Origin of the sequence: Rathayibacter sp. AY1F9, assembly GCF_002932155.1 — a bacterium.
GTDB lineage: Bacteria > Actinomycetota > Actinomycetes > Actinomycetales > Microbacteriaceae > Rathayibacter.
The window spans coordinates 81,618-102,912 of sequence record NZ_PSVA01000002.1; the positions used below are offsets into that span (position 1 = coordinate 81,618).

A 21,295-nucleotide genomic window follows, 5' to 3' on the forward strand; every position below is an offset into this window, starting at 1 on the left:
CCAAGAGATCGTTCTCTGAGGCCCGCCCTCACCGAAACCCTGCGAATCCCCAACGAAGAGGAATTGTCGTGAAAAGAAGCCTGACGGCCGTAGCCGCCGCAGCAGCAGTAGTCGCGCTCACCCTGACCGGGTGCTCGTCCGGAGGGGGAGGAGGCGCCTCGGACGACCCGAACGCCGAAGCCACCTTCTGGTCCTTCACCGGCATCAACGCCAAGGACAGCGTCGACGAGTACCTCGCGAAGATGCCCGACGCGAAGATCAAGCTCTCCGAGGTCGGCAGCACGACCGAGACCGCCACCGCCCTCACCGCGGCCCTCGCCGGCGGCAAGGTGCCCGACCTGGTCATGATCCAGAACGACGACCTGCCCCAGTTCGTCGCCAACAGCTCGAACTTCCTCGACCTGCGCACCCTCGGCGGCGACGACGTCGCCTCGACCTACCTCCCGTGGGCCGCCTCCGCCGCGACCGCCGACGACGGCTCCGTCGTGGGCGTCCCGACCGACGTCGGCGGACTGGGCTTCGCCTACCGCGCCGACCTCTTCGAGCAGGCCGGCCTGCCGACCGAGCCCGACCAGGTCGCCGAGCTCTGGAAGGACTGGCCGTCCTTCATCGAGACCGGCAAGAAGTACACCGAGGCGACCGGCAAGCCGTTCGTCGACAACATCGAGACCAGCGTCTTCTTCTCGACCGTCAATCAGGTCTCGGAGAAGTACTACTCGCCCGACGGCGAGCTGGTCTACGACACCAACCCGCAGGTGAAGGACGCGTTCCAGGTCGCCGTGGACACCAAGGACGCCGGCATCAGCGCCGGCATCGCCGCCTGGTCCTCGGGCTGGGCTCCGGGCCGCGCGAACGGCGCCTTCGCCGTGACGATCGCCCCCTCGTGGATCCTCGCCGGCATCAAGACCGACGCCCCCGACACCGCCGGCAACTGGCGCGTCACCAGCGTCCCCGGCATCGGCGGCAACTGGGGCGGCAGCGTCATCGCCATCCCCGCCCGCGCCGAGCACCCCGAGGCCGCCTGGCAGTACATCAAGACGATGATGTCGGCCGAGGGCCAGACCGACCACTTCAAGGCCTCGGGCACGCTGCCCGCCGCCACCGAGGCGGTCGCCAGCGAAGAGGTCCAGTCGTACACCGACCCGTTCTTCGGCGACTCGAAGATCGGCGAGGTCATGGCCACCTCCGTCGAGCAGTTCCCGTCCTTCTACAACGGACCGGACACCACCCCGATCAACGGGGCGCTCCTCAACACCCTCGTCGAGCTGGAGGCCGGCAACGTGACCTCCGACAAGGCGTGGTCGACCGCACTCGACACGGCCAAGCAGGCCATCGGCGGCTGATCGCCCCACCCACCCGAGCGGCCCGGCGCCTCGCGCGCCGGGCCCCTCCCCCCTTTCTCGACGGAGGTACTCCCGTGTCAACGGTGACAGCAGCACCACCCCGCAAGCAGCGCCAGCAGCCCAGCGCGCCGGTCCAGAAGGCCGCGCGGATCCGCAACTCCCTCTCGGAGCGGATCGCCCCCTACGCGTACGTCGCGCCCTTCTTCATCATCTTCATCGTCTTCGGGCTCTTCCCGCTCCTGTTCACGTTCTACGTCTCGCTCTTCGACTGGAACCCGATCGGCGAGCAGACCTTCGTCGGCATCGCGAACTTCCAGCAGCTCTTCGCCGACTCCCGGTTCTGGAACGCGCTGGTCAACACCTTCGGCATCTTCATCATCTCGACGGTGCCCCAGCTGCTGTTCGCCCTCTTCCTCGCGCACCTGCTGAACCACGCCCGCCTCCGCTGGGCGAACTTCTTCCGCATGGCGCTGCTGGTGCCGTACATCACCTCCGTCGCGGCGACCGCGATCGTGTTCGCGCAGATCTTCGACAAGAACTTCGGCCTGATCAACTGGTTCCTCGGCATCTTCGGACTGCCGTCGATCAACTTCCTCGCCACGAACTACGGCTCCTGGATCGTCATCTCGACGATGGTCTTCTGGCGCTGGTTCGGCTACAACACGCTTCTCTACCTGGCGGGCCTGCAGTCGCTGCCCCGCGAGATGTTCGAGGCGGCCTCCGTCGACGGCGCGTCCAGCTGGCAGCAGTTCCGCCACCTGACGATCCCGGCGCTGCGCCCGATCATCGTCTTCACCGTGATCATGTCGACCATCGGCGGTCTGCAGATCTTCACGGAGGCGCTCCTGGTGGCCCCTGAATCGGGCCTCACCTGCGGCGCCGGCCGGCAGTGCCAGACGCTGGCGCTCTTCCTCTACGAGCAGGGCTTCGGCCAGTTCAAGTTCGGCTACGGATCCGCCATCGGCGTCGTGCTGTTCGTGATCGTGGTCCTCGTCTCCCTCCTCAACTTCTACCTCTCCACCCGCACCCGGAAGGAGGCCGTCTGATGTCGGATGTGATCGACCAGGCCGTCCCGCAGACGCTGGCCCCCACGGTCCAGAAGGCACAGCTGCCGAAGCGGCGCGGGAAGGGCGGCGGAGTCGGCTGGCCGACCTACGTCTTCCTCGTGATCGCGGTGCTCGTCTCGATCTTCCCGCTCTACTACATGTTCGTCGTCGCGTCGGTCGGAGCGACCGCCGTCACGTCGATCCCGCCGCGCCTGTACCCGGGCACGAACTTCATGGCGATCGCCGAGAAGGTGTTCGACACCGTCCCGTTCATCGCCTCGATGCTGAACAGCCTCATCGTGTCGCTGAGCATCGCCGTCATCTCGGCGATCCTCTGCGCGATGGCCGGCTTCGCCTTCGCGAAGCTGCAGTTCCCGGGCCGCAACGTGCTGTTCCTCATCGTGCTGCTGACCATGACGGTGCCGGCGCAGCTGAGCATCATCCCGCAGTACCTGATCGTCTCGGCGCTCGACTGGGTCGACACCCTCCAGGCGATCATCGTGCCGGGACTGGCCAGCGCCTTCGGCATCTTCTGGATGCGGCAGCACATGTCCACGACGGTCAGCGACGAGCTGATCCAGGCGGCCCGCATCGACGGCGCCAACTCGTGGCAGCTGTTCTGGCGCATCGCCTTCCCGGTGGTCCGCCCCGCGGCGTTCGTCCTCGGGCTGATCACGTTCACCGCCGTCTGGAACGACTTCATGTGGCCGTTCATCGTCCTCAAGTCGCCGGAGCTGTTCACGGTGCAGATCGCGCTGAAGCAGCTGCAGGCCAACCGCTCGATCGACGTCGCCCTGGCGATGGGCGGATCGTTCATGGCCACCCTCCCGCTGCTGATCGCGTTCTTCTTCGTCGGCCGCCGGATGGTGTCCGGGATCATGGACGGGGCGTTCAAGGGCTGATGCACGACGCTTCCCCAGCACTGCCCGGGACGGACGCCGCGCGTCCTCCCGGGCGGGACTGGCGGGACCGCGCTCTGGCTGCGGCCGAGCGCGCCCGCCTCCTGACCCAGGAACTCACCCTCGAGGAGAAGGCGGCGCAGCTCGGCTCCGTCTGGCTCACCGACTCCGCCGACGACTTCGCCCCGAAGCTCGACGACGGGCCCGCCGCGGGCGACGACCTCTTCACCGGCGGCCTCGGCCAGCTGACCCGCGTGTTCGGCACCGAGCCGGTCACCGTCCCGGAGGGCGTCCGCAGGCTCCGCGAGCTGCAGGAGCGCGTGGTCGCCGGCAGCCGCCTCGGCATCCCGGCCATCGCGCACGAGGAGTGCCTCACCGGCCTGGCCGCGTACGGCGCGACCGCGTTCCCCACTCCGCTCGCCTGGGCGGCCACCTTCCACGAGGAGCTCGTGGGCGAGATGGCGGAGGCGATCGGCTCGGACATGCGCGCCCTCGGCATCCACCAGGGCCTCGCCCCGGTCGTCGACGTCGTGAAGGACTACCGCTGGGGCCGCGTCGAGGAGACCCTCGGCGAGGACCCGTACCTGGTCTCGCAGCTCGGCGCCGCCTACGTCGCGGGGCTGGAGGGGACCGGCGTCGTCGCGACGCTGAAGCACTTCGCCGGGTACGCCGCCTCCCGCGGCGCCCGCAACCACGGACCCGTCAGCATGGGGCCGCGCGAGCTCGTCGACACGGTGCTGCCTCCGTTCGAGGCCGCCCTGCGGCACGGCGGCGCCCGCAGCGTGATGACCTCGTACACCGACATCGACGGCGTGCCCAGCAGCGCCAGCCGGCACCTGCTGACGACGCTGCTCCGCGACCGCTGGGGCTTCGAGGGCACGGTCGTCGCCGACTACTGGGCGGTGCCGTTCCTCCAGGCCATGCACCACGTCGCGGTCGACGCGGCCGACGCGGGGCGCCTGGCGCTGCACGCCGGGGTCGACGTCGAGCTGCCGCAGACGGCGGCGTACGGCGAGCTGCCGCGCCTGATCCGCGAGGGCGTCGTCGACGAGGCCGACCTCGACCGCTCCGTCGCCAGGCACCTCCGCCACAAGTTCGAGGCGGGCCTGCTCGACGGCGGCCCGCTGGTGCCCGAGGGGGCCGAGGAGGTCGACCTCGACAGCGCCCGCAACCGCGCGATCTCGTCGCGGATCGCGGAGGAGTCGGTCGTGCTGCTGCGCGACGAGGACGTCGTCGGGCTGCTGTCCTCCGGCTCGCTCGCCGTCGTGGGACCGGCCGCGGACCAGTTCCGCAGCCTGGTCGGCTGCTACGCGTTCCCCAACCACGTGCTCTCCAAGCACCCCGGGCACGACCTCGGCCTGTCGATCCCGACGGTGCTGACGGCGCTGCAGGAGGAGTTCGGAGCGTCGCGCGTGCGCTTCGCGGAGGGCGGCTCGATCACCTCCGCGTCGACCGACGGCGTGCAGGAGGCGGTGGACCTCGTCCGCGGCTCCGACGCGGCGGTCGTCGTGGTCGGCGACATCGCCGGGCTCTTCGGCGACGGCACCTCGGGCGAGGGCTGCGACGCGGCCGACCTCCGCCTCCCCGGAGCGCAGGAGCCGCTGGTGACGGCCGTGCTCGAGACCGGCGTGCCCACCGTGGTGGTCGTCCTCTCGGGCCGGCCCTACGCGCTCGGGGCGTTCGGAGCGGCGCGCGGACTCGTGCAGGCGTTCTTCCCGGGAGCGGACGGGGCGGCCGCGGTCGCCGGCGTGCTTTCGGGCCGTGTGGCTCCGACCGGGCGCCTGCCCGTGCAGATCCCGCGGCTCCCGTCCGCGTCGACCACGTACCTGCAGCCGTCGCTCGGGCTCTCGAACCCCGGGATCACGGCGCTGGACGCGACTCCGCTCTACCCGTTCGGCTACGGGCTGACCCGCGGCGCGGTGACGTACACGGAGCTGGCGACGGCGGCGGAGCTGCCGGTCGGCGGATCGCTCGACGTGGCGGTATCGCTCCGGAACGACGGCGCCGACACGGTCGAGGTGGTGCAGCTCTACGCGGGCTACCCGACCTCGGCGGTGGTGCGGCCGGTCGCGCAGCTGATCGGCTTCGCGCGCGTGCCGATCGCGGCGGGCGAGACGCTGACGGTGCACTTCCACGTCGACGCGGCCCGGCTCGCGGTGACGGGGGAGGACGGTCGGCTCGCCGTGGACCCGGGGCCGCTGCGGCTGACGGCCGGCGCCTCGGTGGCGGACGCGGCGGTGACGGCGGAGGTGTCGATCACGGGGGAGCGGCGGCTGCTCGCCGAGCGGGCGCTGCGGACCCCCTGGTCGGTGGCGCGGGACTGAGCGGTCGGCGCCTCAGGGGGGAGGCGCCGGCCGCTCGCGGGGGCGGGCCGGTGGTGCCGGCTCGCGTCCGCGGAAGTCGCGGTACTCGCGCGCGAGACCTGCGACTTCTGCGGGGTCGGCGGCCCGGAGCGCGACGGCCGCGTAGCACCGGAGGCGCACAGCGCAAGGGGCCCGCGCGAGCCGGGGGCCCGGCCTAGCGTGGAAGGAGCGGCGCCGCCGGTGGCGGCCCGCGGAGAAGACCGATGCAGAGGAGAGTCATGCCCGCCCTGACCGACACGTTCACGCTGTCCAACGGAGTCGCCATCCCGAAGATCGGGTTCGGCACCTGGCAGATCCCCGACGGCCCCGAGGCCTACGACGCGACGACCGCCGCGCTCGAGGCGGGCTACCGCCACATCGACACCGCCCGCGCCTACGGCAACGAGGCGAGCGTCGCCCGGGCACTGCGCGACAGCGGCGTCCCGCGCGACGAGGTGTTCATCACCACCAAGCTCCCGGCCGAGGTGAAGGACTACGAGGGCGCGAAGGCGAGCTTCGAGACCACCATGGCGGCGCTCGAGCTCGACCACGTCGACCTGTACCTCATCCACGCCCCGTGGCCCTGGCAGGACATGGGCTCCGACCACCGCGAGGGCAACATCGCGGCGTGGAAGGCGATGGAGGAGATCCTCGAGGCCGGTCGCTCGCGCGCCATCGGCGTCTCGAACTTCCAGGTCGCCGATCTGGAGTCGCTGATCGCGGCGACCGACGTGGTGCCGCACGCCAACCAGATCCGCTGGTTCGTCGGCAACACCCAGGACGAGACGACCGCGTACTGCAAGGAGCACGGCATCCTCGTCGAGGGGTACTCGCCCCTCGCGACGGGCGGCCTGCTCGACAACTCCGACATCGGCGAGATCGCTGCGAAGTACGACAAGTCGGTGGCGCAGCTCTGCATCCGCTACCTGCTCGAGAAGGACGTGCTGCCGTTGCCGAAGTCGACGACGCCCTCGCGCATCGTCGAGAACGCCGACGTCGACTTCGAGATCTCGTCCGAGGACCTCGCCCACCTCGACTCGCTCGTCGACACGGAGTCCTGACCCGCGGGCGCCTGCTCCTGACGGTCCGGAGGCCGTCGCACTCGAGCTCGAGCGCGGCGGCCTCCGTCGTCTCGGCGCGTCCTGCGCCGCCTCCGCTCGCGAGTGCGCAGGAGTTGTCGCACTCGAAGTCGAGTGCGACAAGTCCTGGCTTCTCGTCGGGCTCATCCCGATCGCGGTTCCGCGAGTGCGCAGGAGTTGTCGCAGTCGGTCTCGAGTGCGACGACTCCTGGCTTCTCGCCGGGGCGGGGCGGGGCGGGCCCGCCCGCCCGCCCCGGCCGGCGCCCGCGCGTCAGGCCAGGCGCAGCAGGCGGCAGCCGTGCGGCTCGAGCTCGAGCTCGACGGCGCCGCCGACGATCGGCAGCTCGGCGCCGCTCCACACGTCGACGGCCGAGGTCGCGCCGGAGCAGCCCAGGTCGGCCAGGTGCGCCGAGTAGGACCGCGCCGACGAGCCCAGCCAGAACACTCCGCGCCACTGCTCGTCGCCGCGCCACGCCGACCACACCACCAGGTCGCCGTCGCGGACGATCTCGCGGCTGCCGTCGCTGCCGAGCAGCGCGAGGACGTCGTCGTTCGTCAGCAGCGCCAGGGTGTCGGCGGGCGTGTCCGGGAGGTGCCCGCCCATCATCAGCGGCGAGCGGAGCAGGCACCACAGCGTCACGAGCGTCCGCTGCTCCGCGGGCGTGAACCGCGAGAGCCGGTCCTCGCCCACGTGCGCGCGCACGCCGATCCGCCCCAGCGGCAGCATGTCGGCGTCGGCCCACGCGCCGGGGCGCTGGTGCGGCGCCCAGCGCGCGGCCCGCTGGAACTGCTCGTGCAGGTGCGCCCAGTCGTCCCAGAAGTCGTCCGAGATCCGCCACATCTGCGCGGTCGACCGCAGCAGCTCGAGGTTCTCGAGCGAGAGCTGCTTGCCGGGCGAGAGGCTCAGCACCATCGGGCGGCCGGTCGCGTCGATCGCGCGGGAGAGGGCGGCGATCTCCTCCGCCTGGATCGGCGGGTAGAGCACGTCGTCGAGCTTCACGAAGTCGACGCCCCACGAGGCCAGCTGCGCCATCACGGAGTCGTAGTACTGCTGCGCGCCGGGCGCGCTCATGTCGACTCCGTAGTTGTCCGGGTTCCACGGGCAGACGTTCCCGCGGTCGGCGATGTCGGCGCAGGTCGCCTCCGACCCGAGCACCGGCAGGCCGAGCTCGGCGGCCCGCCGGGGGACGCCGCGCATCAGGTGCACGCCGAAGCGGAGGCCGAGGGCGTGCACGCGCGCGGCCAGCGCCGTGAACCCGCCCGTCGCCGCGGAGGGGAAGCGGCCGACGGCGGGCTGCGGGCGTCCCCAGTCGTCGAGCACCGGCTCCGACACCTCCTGGTAGTCGCTCGTGCCGGGATCGGGCTCGTACCACTGGATGTCGACGACGACCGTGTCCCAGCCGTGCGGCAGGAGGTGCTCGGCGAGGTACTCGGCGTTCGCGAGCACCTCCTCCTCCGTCACCGAGGCGCCGAAGAAGTCCCAGCTGTTCCAGCCCATCGGCGGACGGCGGGCGGCCTCCGTGCGCGCGGCGATCACGAGAGCTCCAGCGTCACGGTCGCGAAGGAGTGCGGGGGCAGCGTGACGCGCAGGCCCGTCGCCGTGGTCTCGATGCCCTCGAGGGCGACGGGGCTCACCTCGTCGGCGGCGCCGGGCCGGTTGTGCGCGTCGGGGCGGTCGGCGGTGAGGAGGCGGCCGGTCGCGCCGGTCACGGTCCCACCGCGGAAGTCGAGGGAGACCTCGAGCGGCTCCTCCAGGTCGACGTTGGTCAGCGAGACCAGGACGCGGCCGTCCTTCGCGGAGGCGGAGGCGGAGGCGACGGGGATCTCGCGGCCGTCGACCGCGTGCGTCGGGCCGGCGACCGTGGTCGGCAGAACCGTCGCGTCGTGGTGCCCCTTGTTCATCTCGAACACGTGGTACGTCGGCGTGCGGACCATCTCGCCGCCGTCCGGGGCGGTCAGCAGCATCGCCTGCAGCACGTTCACCGTCTGCGCGATGTTCGCCATCGTCAGGCGGTCGGCGAAGCCGTGGAAGACGTCGAAGTGCCAGGCCGCGACCATCGCGTCGCGGATCGTGTTCTGCTGGAAGAGGAAGCCCGGGTGGGTCCCCGGCTCCACGTCCCACCAGGTGCCCCACTCGTCGAGCACCATCCCGTACTTCTTCTCGGGGTCGTGGACGTCCATCACCGCGGCGTGCGAGCGGAGCAGCTCCTCGATCCCCTGCGCGGCCACGATCGTGCTCCAGTAGGTGTCCGCGTCGAAGTCGGTCGCGCTGCCCTTCGCGTGCCAGCTGCCGCCGATCGTGTAGTAGTGCACCGAGACCGACTCCCACGGCACGGAGGAGAAGGGGTGTCCCTCGATCTCGGGGATCACCTCCATCAGCGTCTGCGTCCAGTGGGTGTCGGCGCCGTCGGCTCCGGCCGCCACGCGGTAGAGCGGAGTGTCGTTGCCGCTCTGCACGAAGGTCCCGAACTGCCGCGCCAGGTCGGCGTAGGCGCCGGCGCGCATGTTGCCGCCGCAGCCCCAGGTCTCGTTGCCGAGCCCCCAGAAGCGGACGGTCCACGGCTCCTCCCGGCCGTGGGAGCGGCGCAGGTCGGCCATCGGCGACTTGCCCGCGCCGGTGAGGTACTCGGCCCAGTCCGCCATCTCCTGCACGGTGCCGGAGCCGATGTTGCCCGAGATGTAGGCGTCGGCGCCGAGCAGCTCGCAGAGCGCCATGAACTCGTGGGTGCCGAAGGAGTTGTCCTCCGCGACTCCGCCCCACTGGGTGTTGATCAGGCCGGGGCGCTCCTCGCGCGGTCCGATGCCGTTGGTCCAGTGGTAGCGGTCGGCGAAGCAGCCGCCGGGCCAGCGGAGGTTGGGGATGTCGAGGGCGCGGAGGGCCTCGACGACGTCCAGGCGGATCCCGCCCTCGTTCGGGACGGGCGAGTCCTCGCCGACCCAGAAGCCGTCGTAGATGCACCGGCCGAGGTGCTCGGCGAAGTGGCCGTAGAGGTGGCGGCTGATGGTGGCGCCGGGGCGGTCGAGGTCGACGGTGACGGTGCTGTTCACGGGGTGCTCCAGGGTCGTGGCGGACGGGTCGGCGGCGGCGGTGCTCACGCGGTCTCGCGGACGAGCCGCAGGACGATCGCGCGGTCGGCGTGGAAGGTCGGCAGGTCCAGGCCCGCCTCGCCCAGCAGGCTCCCCGAGTAGGCGGGGGCCGGGGCGTCGGAGTCCAGCGGCACCGTCGACTCCAGCCAGTGCGGGCTCTGCCAGGGCGGGCCGAGCGAGCCGGGGCGCGCGGCCTCGATCCGGTAGCGCGCCCGCGGATCCAGGCCCGGGAGTCGGACGCGGCGGCGCGAGTCCGCGGTCAGCGCAGGCGTGACCAGCGTGTACAGCGCCTCCGAGCCGTCCGGCGCGACGACGCCCCGCAGCGACGGCGCGTCGGGGTCGGAGTCGTCGCCTCCGACGACCCGGCCGGTCGCGATCAGGCCGCGGTGCTCGCGGTACGCCGCGATCCAGCCCGCCAGCACGGGCTCCTCCTCCGCGTCCAGCTCGCGGAGGTCCCACTCGATCCCGAAGTGGCCGAGGAAGGCGATCGCGCAGCGGGAGTGCAGGTCGCTGGTGCGACCGGTGACGGAGTTGACCGGCGAGGCGACGTGCGAGCCGAGCATCTCCGGCGGCACGAGCAGCCCGGTCCAGCGCAGCATCCGCGAGCGGTCCAGCGGGTCCTGGTTGTCGGAGGTGTGCACGCGGTCGGTGCGCTCGAGGATCCCCAGGTCGACCCGGCCGCCGCCGGAGGCGCAGCTCTCGATCTCGAGCTCCGGGTGCCGGGCGCGCAGCTCGTCGATCAGCCGGTACAGCGCGAGCGTCTGCTCGTGCACCGCGGCCGTCCCGGTGGCGGGGTGGCCCGCGTCGATCAGGTCGCGGTTGTGGTCCCACTTGAGGTACGCGACGCCGAGGTCGGCGACCAGGCCGTCGAGCACGCCGAGGATGTGCGCGAACGCGTCGGGGTTCGTCAGGTCGAGCACCTGCTGGAAGCGGAACCGCGGCGGCAGCTCCTCGCGGGCCCGCAGGATCCAGTCGGGGTGCGCGCGGGCGAGGTCGGAGTCCTCGTTGATCATCTCGGGCTCGACCCAGAGGCCGAACTCCATGCCCAGGCCGCGGACGTGCTCGGCGAGGGGGAGGAGGCCGTCGGGCCAGGCGACGGGGTCGGGCGTCCAGTCGCCGAGGCCCGCGCGGTCGTCGCTGCGGCCGAGGAACCAGCCGTCGTCGAGCACGTAGCGCTCGACCCCGAGGGCGGCGGCTCGGTCGGCCAGCTCGGCGAGGACGGCGAGGTCCTGGTCGAAGTAGACCGCCTCCCAGACGTTGAGCGTCACCGGGCGCGGCCGGCGCGAGGAGCGGGAGACCCCGCGGAGGTGGGCGTGGAAGCGGGCGGCCGCAGCGTCGAGGCCGTGGCCGAAGCTGCCGGAGATCCAGGGGGAGGAGTAGCTCTCGCCGCTCGCGAGGCGCACCTCGCCGGGCAGGAGCAGCTCGCCGCCGCGGAAGGCGAGCCAGCCGTCGCCGCGCTCCACCGCGTGCTCGTGGTTGCCGCCGATGCCGACGTGGCAGAGCCAGACCCGCCCGTCGGCGGAGTCGAAGCCGGGGGTGCCGACCGCGACGACCGTCGTCGCGTCCAGGCCGGTGCGGCCGCGCCGCGAGGAGCGGGAGTGGGTGCCGGTGACGACGGGGTGGCGCTGGGGGATCTTCTCGGTGCCCCAGCGGCCGGAGAAGTCCAGGATCTCGCGGGCCTCGGTCGGGATCCGGAGGGCGGGGTCGACGCCGATCACCTCGAGGTGCCCGGCGCCGTCGTTGCGGACCGAGACGCGGGTCCTGAGCAGTCCGGCAGGAGAGAGAACGATCTCTAGGACGACCCCGATCCGGGCCTGCGCGTCGTGCGCCTCGACGGTCACGGCGGCGCTGCCGGCCTGCGCGACCGCGCCCTCCGCGAGGGCCTCCCCGTCCACCGAGACGGTGTCCACGGTCAGCCTCGGCGACCAGCCGGCGCCCTCCCGGTGCACCCGGAGACCCGGCAGGCCGGCCCAGCCCAAGGTGTGCTCGGGCAGGATCCCGGGCTCGTAGGGGACGTCGGAGGAGCCCTCGATCCCCGTCCGCACGGGAGTTCTTGCGAAAGCTGCGAGATCGTCGTCGCTCGCGTCGAGTCGCGGACCCCAGTGCAGCAGCACGGGCAGGTCGCCTCCCGACTGAGTGAGGAGGGCGGACACGTCATCGGCGACGAGATGGATCACTCTCGGGGATTGCATGTCCCCATTCCTATCGTCGATCCTGGTCTGAGTACAGCGAGAGATCGATCTCGACCCTCGGTCGGAGGGACCACCGCGCGGATCGACCTGCGCCGATCGACCACCGCTCGCACCGCTCACCCCCACCACCCACCGCCTCGACGAGGAGCACCCATGCCGCTGACCCACCCGGCCCCGCACGAGACCCGCCTGGAGCGCGGGGTGCTCGACGCGCGGCGGCGGCTCAACCGCGACTACCTCCTCTCGCTCACCGACGAGGGACTGCTGCAGAACTTCCTGATCGAGGCCGGGATCGGCGACCAGGGCTGGCACCTGCACCCCTCGCAGGACTCGCGCGAGGCCCGCGGTCTCGACCGGTACTGGGGCTGGGAGACGCCGGGCTCGCAGCTGCGCGGGCACTTCCTCGGCCACTGGCTCTCCGCCGCGGCCCGTGAGGTCGCGGTCACCGGCGACCCGCTGCTCCGCGTCCGGATCGACTCCGTGCTCGACGGTCTCGAGCGCTGCCAGGAGGAGAACGGCGGCGGCTGGATCTGGGCGATCCCGCGCGGCTACCTCGACCGCCTCGCGACCGGCCGCCCCATCTGGGCGCCGCAGTACGCGATGCACAAGCTGCTGATGGGCCTCGTCGACCTGCACCTCGACCTCGGCGACGAGCGGGCGCTGCGGATGGCGCGGGCCGCCACGGTCCCGCTGCTGGAGTGGGTCCGCGGATTTGACGACGCCGCGTTCCAGGAGATCCTCGAGGTCGAGACCGGCGGCATGCTCGAGGTCTGGGCCGACCTCCTCGCGATCACCGGCGACCCCGTCTACACCGAGCTGCTCGGCCGCTACGACCGCCGCTCCCTCTTCGAGGGCCTGCTCGAGGGCCGCGACGTGCTGACCAACATGCACGCCAACACCACGATCCCCGAGGTCCTCGGCGCCGCCCGCGCCTACGAGGTCACCGGCGACGAGCGCTGGCGGACGATCGTCGAGGCCTACTGGGAGCAGGCGGTCACCCTCCGCGGCACCTTCTGCACGGGCGGTCAGACCTCCGGCGAGATCTGGACGCCGCCCTTCGCGTTCGCCGCTCGCCGCGGCGAGAAGACGCAGGAGCACTGCGTCGTCTACAACATGATCCGGCTGGCCGACGTGCTGCTGCGCTGGACCGGCGACCTCGCCTACGCCGACTACATCGAGCGGAACCTCTGGAACGGCCTCCTCGCCCAGCAGAACCCGCGGACCGGGATGGTCGCCTACTTCCTGCCGCTCGAGGGCGGCGCCCGCAAGGACTGGGGCAGCCCGACCGAGGACTTCTGGTGCTGCCACGGCACGCTGGTGCAGGCGCACACGCGCCACTCCGGGCTCGTCTTCTACCGCGGCGGCGACGCCGAGCTGACGATCGCGCAGCACGTCGACGCGAGCCTGCGCCTGCCGACCGCCGCCGGCGACGCGGCGGTGCGGGTCGAGGTGCTCGACACCGCCGGCTACGTCGGCCCGGACGCCAACGCGGGTGCCGCGGGCGACGTGCACCGCCCCACCGCCTCGCGGATCCGGGTCGAGATCGTCTCGGAGGAGGGGGTCGCGCTGCACGTGCGGCTGCGGGTGCCGGAGTGGACCGTCGGCGAGCCGGGGGTCGCGGGCGACGCCGAGCGCGTCCGGGCGGGCGACGGCGCGCTCCTGATCGAGCACCCCGGCGGCCGCACGAGCGTCGACCTCGCCTTCGGCACCGAGATCCGCGCCGTGCCGATCCCGGACGAGCCGGGAACGGTCGCCTTCGTCGAGGGCCCGATCGTGCTGGCCGGCCTCGTCGACCGCGAGATCGCGCTGCGGGGGCGCCTCGAGGACGCCCCCGCCCTGCTCGCCCCCGACAACGAGCGGCAGTGGACCCAGTGGCTGCGCGGATACCGCGCCGTCGGCCAGCCCGCCGCCGTCCGCTTCCGGCCTCTGCACGAGGTCGTCGACGAACCCTTCTCGCTCTACTTCCCGGTCTCGGCCGGGAGCTGATGGACAGGATCCCCTCCGTGACCTGCGCTCCGCGCTCATGACCGCCTCCACCGCCTCCCCCGCCGTCCAAGCGATGCCCCGCGGCCGCCTCCTGCTGCCGATCTTCGCGATGCTCGTCGGCTTCGGGCCGCTCACCATCGACCTGGTGCTGCCGTTCCTGCCGACGCTGCAGGACGATCTCGGCGTCTCGGTGGCGACCGCCCAGCTGGTCGTCACCGGCGCCACCTTCGGCTTCGCGGCCGGCCAGCTCGTCTCAGGACCGCTCAGCGACGCGGTCGGCCGCAAGTGGCCGCTCGGCGTCTCGGCGGCGCTGCACATCGCGGCGAGCCTCGTCGCGGCGATGACCTCCGACACCGCCGTGCTGCTCTCGGCCCGCTTCGTCCAGGGCGCCGCCTGCACCGCCGCGGGCGTCGTCGTCACCGCCATCGTCCGCGACCTCTACAGCGGCAAGCGGCTCGTCACGATGCTCGCGAACCTCGCCGTGATCGTCTCGGTCTTCCCGATCCTGGTGCCCTCCGTCGGCGCGCAGCTGACCAAGGTGATCGACTGGCGCGGCTCCTTCCTCGCGGTCGCCGCCTGGGGAGCGCTCGCGACCGTGATCGCGCTCCTGGTGCTGCCCGAGACGCTGCCCCGCGAGCGGCGGCACCAGGGCGGGCTCGGCCCGTCGCTGCGCAACTCCTTCGGGATGCTCCGCCGGCCGCGCGTGCTGGCGCTCGCCGCCGCCTCGGCCGCGGGCTGGTCGGTCGGCTTCGCGTATCTCGCGACCGCTCCCTTCCTCTACACGAACGTCTACGCGGTCGGGCCCGACCTGTACGGGCTGCTGTTCCTGGTCACCTCGCTCGTGACGATCGCGGTCGGGCAGACGACGGGACGGGTGATCGTGCCGCGGTTCGGACCCCGGTTCGCGATGTTCGCCTCGGCGATCGTCACGGCGCTCGGCGCCGTCGTGGTCGCGGTGCTCGCGCTCACCGGCACGCAGCCGCTGCTCGTCGTCGTCGGCGCGCTGACGTTCGCGCTGGCCGGCCGCTCGCTCGGCTTCGCCCCGGTGCAGTACCTCTCGCTGCAGGGCCCGTCGAGCGAGGCGGGCAGCGTCACGGCGATCCTCGGCACGGTCAGCTTCACGGCGGCCGGACTGGTGATGCCGGTGATGGGCGCGTGGGCCGAGATCTCGCTGATCCCGTTCGCGATCCTGCTGCTGCTCGCGGGCCTGGTCGAGGGCGGCGTGGCGCTGCTGTTCCGGCCGGGCTCGCGGCGCTTCGATCCCGGGGCGCAGCGGATCGAGGACGAGCGGGCGGGGGCCGCCCCATCGGCCGGCCCCCGCGCGCACGACGAGAAGAGCTGAGATGACCCTCCGGGAAGGAACCACCGTGGAACTGCGCTCCGGCGACTACACCCTCCGCGTCGAGGCGGGCGGCCTCGAGGTGCTCAAGGGCGAGCGCGTCCTCTACGCGAACGACCGGCCGCTGCGCGTCACGGTCAAGACCGTCGCCGCGATCAGCGAGTACTCCGGCGCGCCCTACGACGACGTCTCGCTGTCGGAGGGGGCGATCACCGCGAGCGGGACGATCACCGTCCGCTCCGGGTCGGCCTTCGCCGTCACCGACGTCTGGCGCGTCGCGGGCGACGGCTTCTCCGTGCACCGCGACGTCGAGGTGCTGGCGGCCGGCGGCGACCTCGGCTTCTCCACCGCCGTCTCGCTCGGGCTGACCGGGTCCGACGACCTCCGCGACTACGAGTGCTTCGCCCCCGGCGCCTGGTACCGCGACAACGCCTTCGGGCCCGCCGACGCGATGGGCCGCGACCCCGGCAGCGAGTACTTCTGGCGCACCGAGACGCACTACGCGCTGCCGCTGTTCGCCGCGCAGAGCCTCGCGACCGGCGAGACCGTGGCGCTCTCGCGCTGGGCGGCCGACGCGACGCTGCCGCGCCTGGACGTGGTCCGCTCGGAGAACTTCACCGACCCGGAGTGCACCGTCGGCTCGATCGGCCTGAGCCGCCCGCAGGGCACGACGCTGAACTACCTCTACTACGGCTTCGGCGTGCGGACCCCGCTCGACGTGCCGCCCGCGGGCCTGTCGATCGACTACGTCCACCCGGGCGCCGACGGCGAGCGCCCGATCGAGAACCCCTACTCCGGCCTCGACTACGACGCCGCCCCGAAGGCCCTGCAGCGGGTGAACCACCCGGTCGAGGTCGGCTTCCGCCAGCGCTACGCCGTCGCGGTCGACCTCGGCCGGTACGACGACTTCGCGACGATGATGCGCGCCACCTGGCGCAGCACCTACGCCCGGCTCCGCGACGACCTGTTCGAGGTCGACAACGAGCGGCACTTCCACCACGGCATGGCGATCCTCCAGCGCCTCACCCGCCGCTACGGCGACTCCTGGGGCCTGCCGTTCGCCTGTCAGCTGCCGGACCTCGACGTCTCGAGCGTCTCCTTCCAGTTCGGCTTCGTCGGGCAGCAGCCGGGCATCGGCTACCAGCTGCTGCGCTACGGCGACCGCGAGGGCGTGCCGGAGGCGTTCGAGCAGGGCGTCGGCATCGTCGACTTCTGGGCGCGGACCGCGCTGCCCGAGTCGGGCCCGCCGCGGATGTGCTTCAACCCCTCGCTCGGCGGCTTCGAGCCGTACCCGCACTACCTGCGGATGCTCGCCGACGGCGTCGAGGCGATCCTCGACGCCTACCTGCACCTGCGGGACCTCGGCGACGAGCGCCCGCTCTGGCTCGAGTTCTGCCGGCGGACCGCCGACTGGCTGCTCGAGGTGCAGGACGCCGACGGCAGCTTCCACCGCGCCTACAACGCCGACGGCTCGGTGCGGATGGACTCGCGCTCGAACACCCCGAGCGTGATCCGCTTCCTCGTGCAGCTGCACCTCGTGACGGGGGAGGGGCGCTACCGCGCGTCCGCCGTGCGCGCCGGCGAGTGGTCGTTCGCGAACATCCACCGCACGCTGGAGTACCGCGGCGGCACCTGCGACAACGCCGACATCCAGGACAAGGAGGCGGGCATCTACGGACTGTTCGGCTTCCTCGCGCTGTACGACCTGACGGAGGAGCCGCGCTGGCTGGAGGGCGCCGTCCGCGCCGCCGACTACACGGAGACCTGGACCTACGCGTGGTCCTTCCCGGTCCGCGCGCCCTGGGCGCATCCCTTCAACCGGTACTCGATCAGCGGACAGAGCATCATCACCCTCGGCGGCGGCGCCGACGTCTACATGGCGGCCTGCTCGTACAGCTACTACCGACTGCACCTGATCACGGGCGACGAGCACTACCTCGATTTCGCCGAGTTCCTGCACCGCAACACCCGCCAGTCGACCGACGTCGACGGCAGCATCGGCTACGCGATGCCCGGCCTCGGCCACGAGAGCGGCGACTTCGCGACCCAGACCCTGCGCAGCCACCACCACTGGCTGCCCTGGTGCACCTTCGTCGAGGTCGACCCGGCCTCGCGCCTGCGCGACACCTTCGGCGTCTACGAGATCGCCGATGCGCAGCGCCTGCCCGCCGCCGAGCGGGCGGCTCGCAACCGCGTCTACGACCGCTACGGGCACTCGCGGAGCTGAACCGACCCCACCGCATCCGGCGCGCGTCTCGTTCTCACGTCGACGCGGCCACACGGCGGGTCCGGCGGCCAGCGGGGACGACACCCGGTGCGCTGCTCCGCCTCCGTCGGCGGACCGGAGCTCGTTCCGCGTGCCGCAGCCGGACCCTCCGCAGCGCCCTCAGCCGCGCCACTCCACGTCCACGCGCACCGCCTCCGCACCGAGCTCCAGCCCGCTCGACACCTCGCGCCCGTCGACCCGCAGCACCGCGTCGCGCAGCGTGCGCACCCGCGTCCCGCCCGCCGGTGCCAGCCACTCCGCGCCCGGCACCCGCCGCACCCACAGCGACGCCCGCCCCGGCGACCACTCCAGCCGGTCCACGACCACCCCGCCGCGCGCGCGCAGCCCCGTCACGGCACCCCGCGCCCACGCGGACGGCAGTGCCGGCAGCACCGTCAGCGTCTCGTCATCCGATCCCAGCAGCATCGCCGCCACGAGCCCCGGCAGTCCGCCGCTGGCGTCGAGGTTGAAGATCCGCCCCGCGTCGTGCCGGGTCGTCAGGGTCGGTGACCAGTGCTCGACCGCGAGCCACTCCGCGCAGGTCAGCGCCGCCTCCCCGTCACCCAGCGCCGCCGCCGCGACGCCCACCTGCACCAGCCCGAACGCCATCTCCATCCGCCCGGGAGGAGCGGTCGGCGCCTCGGCCCGCCACGCGATCTTCGCCGCCACCGTCGCCGCCGCGGCGGCCCGCAGCCGCACCGCGGAGGCGCCGGGGCCCTCGAAGGCCGCGTCGCCCGCGTACCAGAGCGGGTACAGCTGCGACGCGTGCCGGTGCGCGATCTCCTCCGCGAACCGCGGGTCGATCCACTCCGCCAGCGTGCCGTCCTCGGCGACCCGGTACTCCGGCAGCTCCGCCACCACCCGCGCCCAGCGCTCGTCGAGCGAGTCGTCGCCGCGGGCCCGCCCGAGCAGCGCCGTCGCCCGCGCGGCGTCCCGCAGCACGGCGACGTCGATCGTCGCATCGACCGCTATCGGCGAGCGCGCACCACCCGGTGTGTTCTCGGGGGAGTAGGAGGGGACGATCCGGCGCACCCCGTCGACCACTGTCGTCCCGGTCTCGGCGAAGCGCAGCACGCCCTCGGCCAGCTCCCACAGCCGGTCGTCGACGATGCCGCGATCTCCCGTGGCCGCGACGGCGTCGGCGGCGAGGCGCAGCACCCAGCCGCCGCAGCCCGTCCAGAAGAGGTGCGGGTAGCTCGCCGCGAAGTGGTCGGCGCGGCCGTGGGTCGACATCCGCGACGGCAGGAGCATCCCCTCCGCCCCGTAGACGAGGCGCGCGTTCTCGCGGTAGTCGTCGAGGTGCGGCAGCACCAGCTCCAGGATCGACAGCGCCAGCTCGGGCGTGCCGGTCGGGATCATCCCCGCCATCGCGCCGTTCTGCACGTTGCCGTTCAGCGTGTAGTCGGCCGACCAGGCCGGCCGCCAGGTGCCCTGCCAGACGCCCTGCAGCGTCGGCGGCAGCTCGCCGGTCGACGCGACGATGTTCGCGCGGCCGCTCAGCCAGGCCAGCTCGACCACGCGGCGACGGGCGCCCGCGTCGCCGGAGCGGGCGGCGTCCCACAGGTCCTCGGTCAGCTCGGCGTCGGAGGCGCCGTCGAGATCCAGCACGGAGGCGCCGACCAGCCGGCCGTGCCCCTCGCGCTGGGCGTCGCGCAGCTCCTCCCAGGAGAGGTCGGCGGAGGCGTCGGGAGCCGCGCCGATCGCGACGTCCAGCCGGAGCACGCGGGCGACCCCCGCGGAGATCTCCACGTCCGAGACGGCGGCGCCCCCGGCCACGCGCCACGTCGCTCCGCTCGTCGCCCGCGTCACGGCGCGGATCGCGGTCGGGCCCTCGCCCGCCTCGGCCGTGAGCACCGCGGAGGCGCCGCCCTCGACGTGCGACGAGACCACGGCCGAGGCGTCGGGCACGCCGGTGTCGAAGGAGGTCGCCTCGCCGGCCCCGAGCGCGAGCTCGACGGTGACGACGGTGTCCGCGGAGGACTCCAGAGCCAGCCGGACGCCCTCGCCGCCGTGCGGGGCGAGCAGGCGCACGGCGTGGCGGCCGCCGTCCTCGTCGGTCCACTCCACCGCGGCCTCGCCGCCGAGCGGATCGATCAGGCGGACCGCGGAGGCGACGCCGCCGGGGGTGCGCAGCGTGACGGTCGCGCAGAGGCCGAGCGGGTCGGTCCAGATCAGGCCGCCGTCGTAGCCGCTGTCGCGGGCGGCGCGGGCGAGCAGGGCGGTGGCGGTGTCGGAGTCGCCGGCCAGCAGGGCGCCGCGCAGCTCGTCGCGGACGCCGGCGAGGTCGGGCGCGTCCGGGCGCGGATTGACGGGGAGGAACCAGCGCTCGTGGGCGAGCGGGACGGTCAGGGAGTCGGCCGGGCCGTGCACCACGGCGCCGACGCGGCCGCTGCCGACGATCAGGCCCTCCTCCCAGGTCGGGGCCGCAGTGGCGGTGACGAGGGTGGGCGTGCGCGACAGTGCGCCGGCGATCGGGGCGATGATCGGTTCCTTTCGGGCTCGCGGGAGTGCCTGATATGTTGCGTGAACCCTCAAATTACCTCTCCCGGTGCGACGGCGCGCGGGAGTCGAGAGTTAGGAATCCGCGATGACGCGACCGATCACCCTCTTCACCGGCCAGTGGGCGGACCTCCCCTTCGAGGAGGTGGCGCGCCTCGCGGGGGAGTGGGGCTACGACGGCCTCGAGATCGCCTGCTGGGGCGACCACATCGACGTGGCGCGCTGGGACGACGCGGAGTACGTGCAGAGCCGGAAGGACATCCTCGAGCGCAACGGCCTCCAGGTGTTCGCGATCTCGAACCACCTCACCGGCCAGGCGGTCTGCGACGACCCGATCGACGAGCGCCACCGCGACATCCTCAGCGACCGCGTCTGGGGCGACGGCGACCCCGAGGGCGTCCGGCAGCGCGCCGCCCAGGACCTCAAGGACACCGCCCGCTTCGCCGCCGCGCTCGGCGTGACGCAGGTCAACGGCTTCTCCGGCTCGTCGATCTGGAAGGGCGTGGCCATGTTCCCGCCCGCCTCCGACGAGTGGATCGCCGCCGGCTACCAGGACTTCGCCGACCGCTGGAACCCGATCCTCGACGTCTTCGAGGAGGTCGGCGTCCGCTACGCGCTCGAGGTGCACCCGAGCGAGATCGCCTACGACTACTGGACCGCCAAGCGCACCCTCGAGGCGATCGGCCACCGCGCCTCGTTCGGCTTCAACTTCGACCCGTCGCACTTCGTCTGGCAGCAGCTCGACAGCGTCGCGTTCGTGCTCGACTTCGCCGACCACATCTTCCACGTTCACGTGAAGGAGTCGGTCACCAACCTCGACGGCCGCAACGGCGTCCTCGGCTCGCACCTGCCGTGGGCGAACCCGCGCCGCGGGTGGACCTTCGTCTCGACCGGGCACGGCGCCGTCCCGTGGGAGCCGGTGTTCCGCGCGCTCAACGCGATCGGCTACACCGGCCCGACCAGCGTCGAGTGGGAGGACGCCGGCATGGACCGCCTCGACGGCGCCCCCGAGGCCCTGGCCTTCGTGCGGAAGCTCAACGCGATCACGCCGCCGGCCGACGCCTTCGACGCGGCGTTCTCGACCTCGCGCGACTGACCGTCCGCCGCACGCCTGCGTCCCGGAGGCCGGAAGGACCGACTGCCCGCGAGGGCCGTCCGGGCCTCCCGGCCTCCGTCGTGCTGCGACCGCGTCCGCAACCGGGGCCAGGACGCTGCAG

13 protein-coding genes are annotated in these 21,295 nt (G+C 72.7%); 9 read left to right on the forward strand and 4 right to left on the reverse strand.

Annotation, left to right across the window (positions count from 1 at the left end):
• Positions 1 to 68 precede the first annotated feature (68 nt).
• From C5C37_RS02150 to C5C37_RS02170, 5 genes are all read left to right on the forward strand, one after another.
• Positions 69 to 1,343, forward strand: a complete 1,275-nt coding sequence (locus C5C37_RS02150) for an extracellular solute-binding protein (protein ID WP_104226495.1) — start codon at positions 69 to 71, stop codon at positions 1,341 to 1,343.
• An 83-nt stretch (positions 1,344 to 1,426) separates the two neighbouring features.
• Positions 1,427 to 2,389, forward strand: a complete 963-nt coding sequence (locus C5C37_RS02155) for a carbohydrate ABC transporter permease (protein WP_104338382.1) — start codon at positions 1,427 to 1,429, stop codon at positions 2,387 to 2,389.
• Positions 2,389 to 3,291, forward strand: coding sequence for a carbohydrate ABC transporter permease (locus C5C37_RS02160; protein WP_104224678.1), 903 nt, complete (start codon positions 2,389 to 2,391; stop codon positions 3,289 to 3,291). Before C5C37_RS02155 ends, C5C37_RS02160 begins: the two co-directional genes overlap by 1 nt.
• Complete coding sequence (locus tag C5C37_RS02165) at positions 3,291 to 5,612, forward strand: glycoside hydrolase family 3 N-terminal domain-containing protein (RefSeq protein ID WP_104338383.1); 2,322 nt, start codon at positions 3,291 to 3,293, stop codon at positions 5,610 to 5,612. The genes C5C37_RS02160 and C5C37_RS02165 overlap by 1 nt, the downstream gene beginning before the upstream one ends.
• A 257-nt stretch (positions 5,613 to 5,869) precedes the next feature.
• A complete protein-coding gene (locus tag C5C37_RS02170; protein WP_104226493.1) occupies positions 5,870 to 6,691 on the forward strand; it encodes an aldo/keto reductase in 822 nt (273 codons plus the stop codon).
• 289 nt (positions 6,692 to 6,980) lie between these two features.
• Here the strand turns inward: C5C37_RS02170 and C5C37_RS02175 are convergent, their stop codons facing one another.
• Genes C5C37_RS02175 through C5C37_RS02185 form a run of 3 tightly spaced genes read right to left on the reverse strand, consistent with a single transcriptional unit; the run spans position 6,981 to position 11,988 of the window.
• Positions 6,981 to 8,246, reverse strand: coding sequence for a glycoside hydrolase family 27 protein (locus tag C5C37_RS02175; RefSeq protein ID WP_258074007.1), 1,266 nt, complete (start codon positions 8,244 to 8,246; stop codon positions 6,981 to 6,983).
• Positions 8,243 to 9,805 (reverse strand): alpha-L-arabinofuranosidase C-terminal domain-containing protein, encoded by a 1,563-nt coding sequence (locus C5C37_RS02180; protein WP_308471047.1) that lies wholly within the window; start codon positions 9,803 to 9,805, stop codon positions 8,243 to 8,245. The genes C5C37_RS02175 and C5C37_RS02180 overlap by 4 nt, the downstream gene beginning before the upstream one ends.
• Positions 9,802 to 11,988 (reverse strand): alpha-galactosidase, encoded by a 2,187-nt coding sequence (locus C5C37_RS02185; protein ID WP_104338459.1) that lies wholly within the window; start codon positions 11,986 to 11,988, stop codon positions 9,802 to 9,804. The genes C5C37_RS02180 and C5C37_RS02185 overlap by 4 nt, the downstream gene beginning before the upstream one ends.
• Positions 11,989 to 12,141: 153 nt before the next feature.
• On the opposite strand from C5C37_RS02185, the gene C5C37_RS02190 reads away from it, so the two are divergent.
• From C5C37_RS02190 to C5C37_RS02200, 3 genes are read left to right on the forward strand one after another with little or no spacing between them, the layout of a single operon-like run.
• A complete protein-coding gene (locus tag C5C37_RS02190) occupies positions 12,142 to 13,974 on the forward strand; it encodes a beta-L-arabinofuranosidase domain-containing protein (RefSeq protein WP_181065750.1) in 1,833 nt (610 codons plus the stop codon).
• A gap of 37 nt (positions 13,975 to 14,011) precedes the next feature.
• Positions 14,012 to 15,316, forward strand: coding sequence for a multidrug effflux MFS transporter (locus C5C37_RS02195; RefSeq protein ID WP_104287769.1), 1,305 nt, complete (start codon positions 14,012 to 14,014; stop codon positions 15,314 to 15,316).
• A 25-nt stretch (positions 15,317 to 15,341) separates the two neighbouring features.
• Positions 15,342 to 17,540, forward strand: coding sequence for a hypothetical protein (locus C5C37_RS02200; RefSeq protein ID WP_104338460.1), 2,199 nt, complete (start codon positions 15,342 to 15,344; stop codon positions 17,538 to 17,540).
• 159 nt (positions 17,541 to 17,699) lie between these two features.
• Here the strand turns inward: C5C37_RS02200 and C5C37_RS17095 are convergent, their stop codons facing one another.
• Complete coding sequence (locus C5C37_RS17095) at positions 17,700 to 20,114, reverse strand: glycoside hydrolase family 95-like protein (RefSeq protein ID WP_146085171.1); 2,415 nt, start codon at positions 20,112 to 20,114, stop codon at positions 17,700 to 17,702.
• A gap of 52 nt (positions 20,115 to 20,166) precedes the next feature.
• Between C5C37_RS17095 and C5C37_RS02210 the strand changes: the two genes are divergently transcribed.
• Positions 20,167 to 21,174, forward strand: a complete 1,008-nt coding sequence (locus C5C37_RS02210; RefSeq protein ID WP_104226056.1) for a sugar phosphate isomerase/epimerase — start codon at positions 20,167 to 20,169, stop codon at positions 21,172 to 21,174.
• Positions 21,175 to 21,295 lie beyond the last annotated feature (121 nt).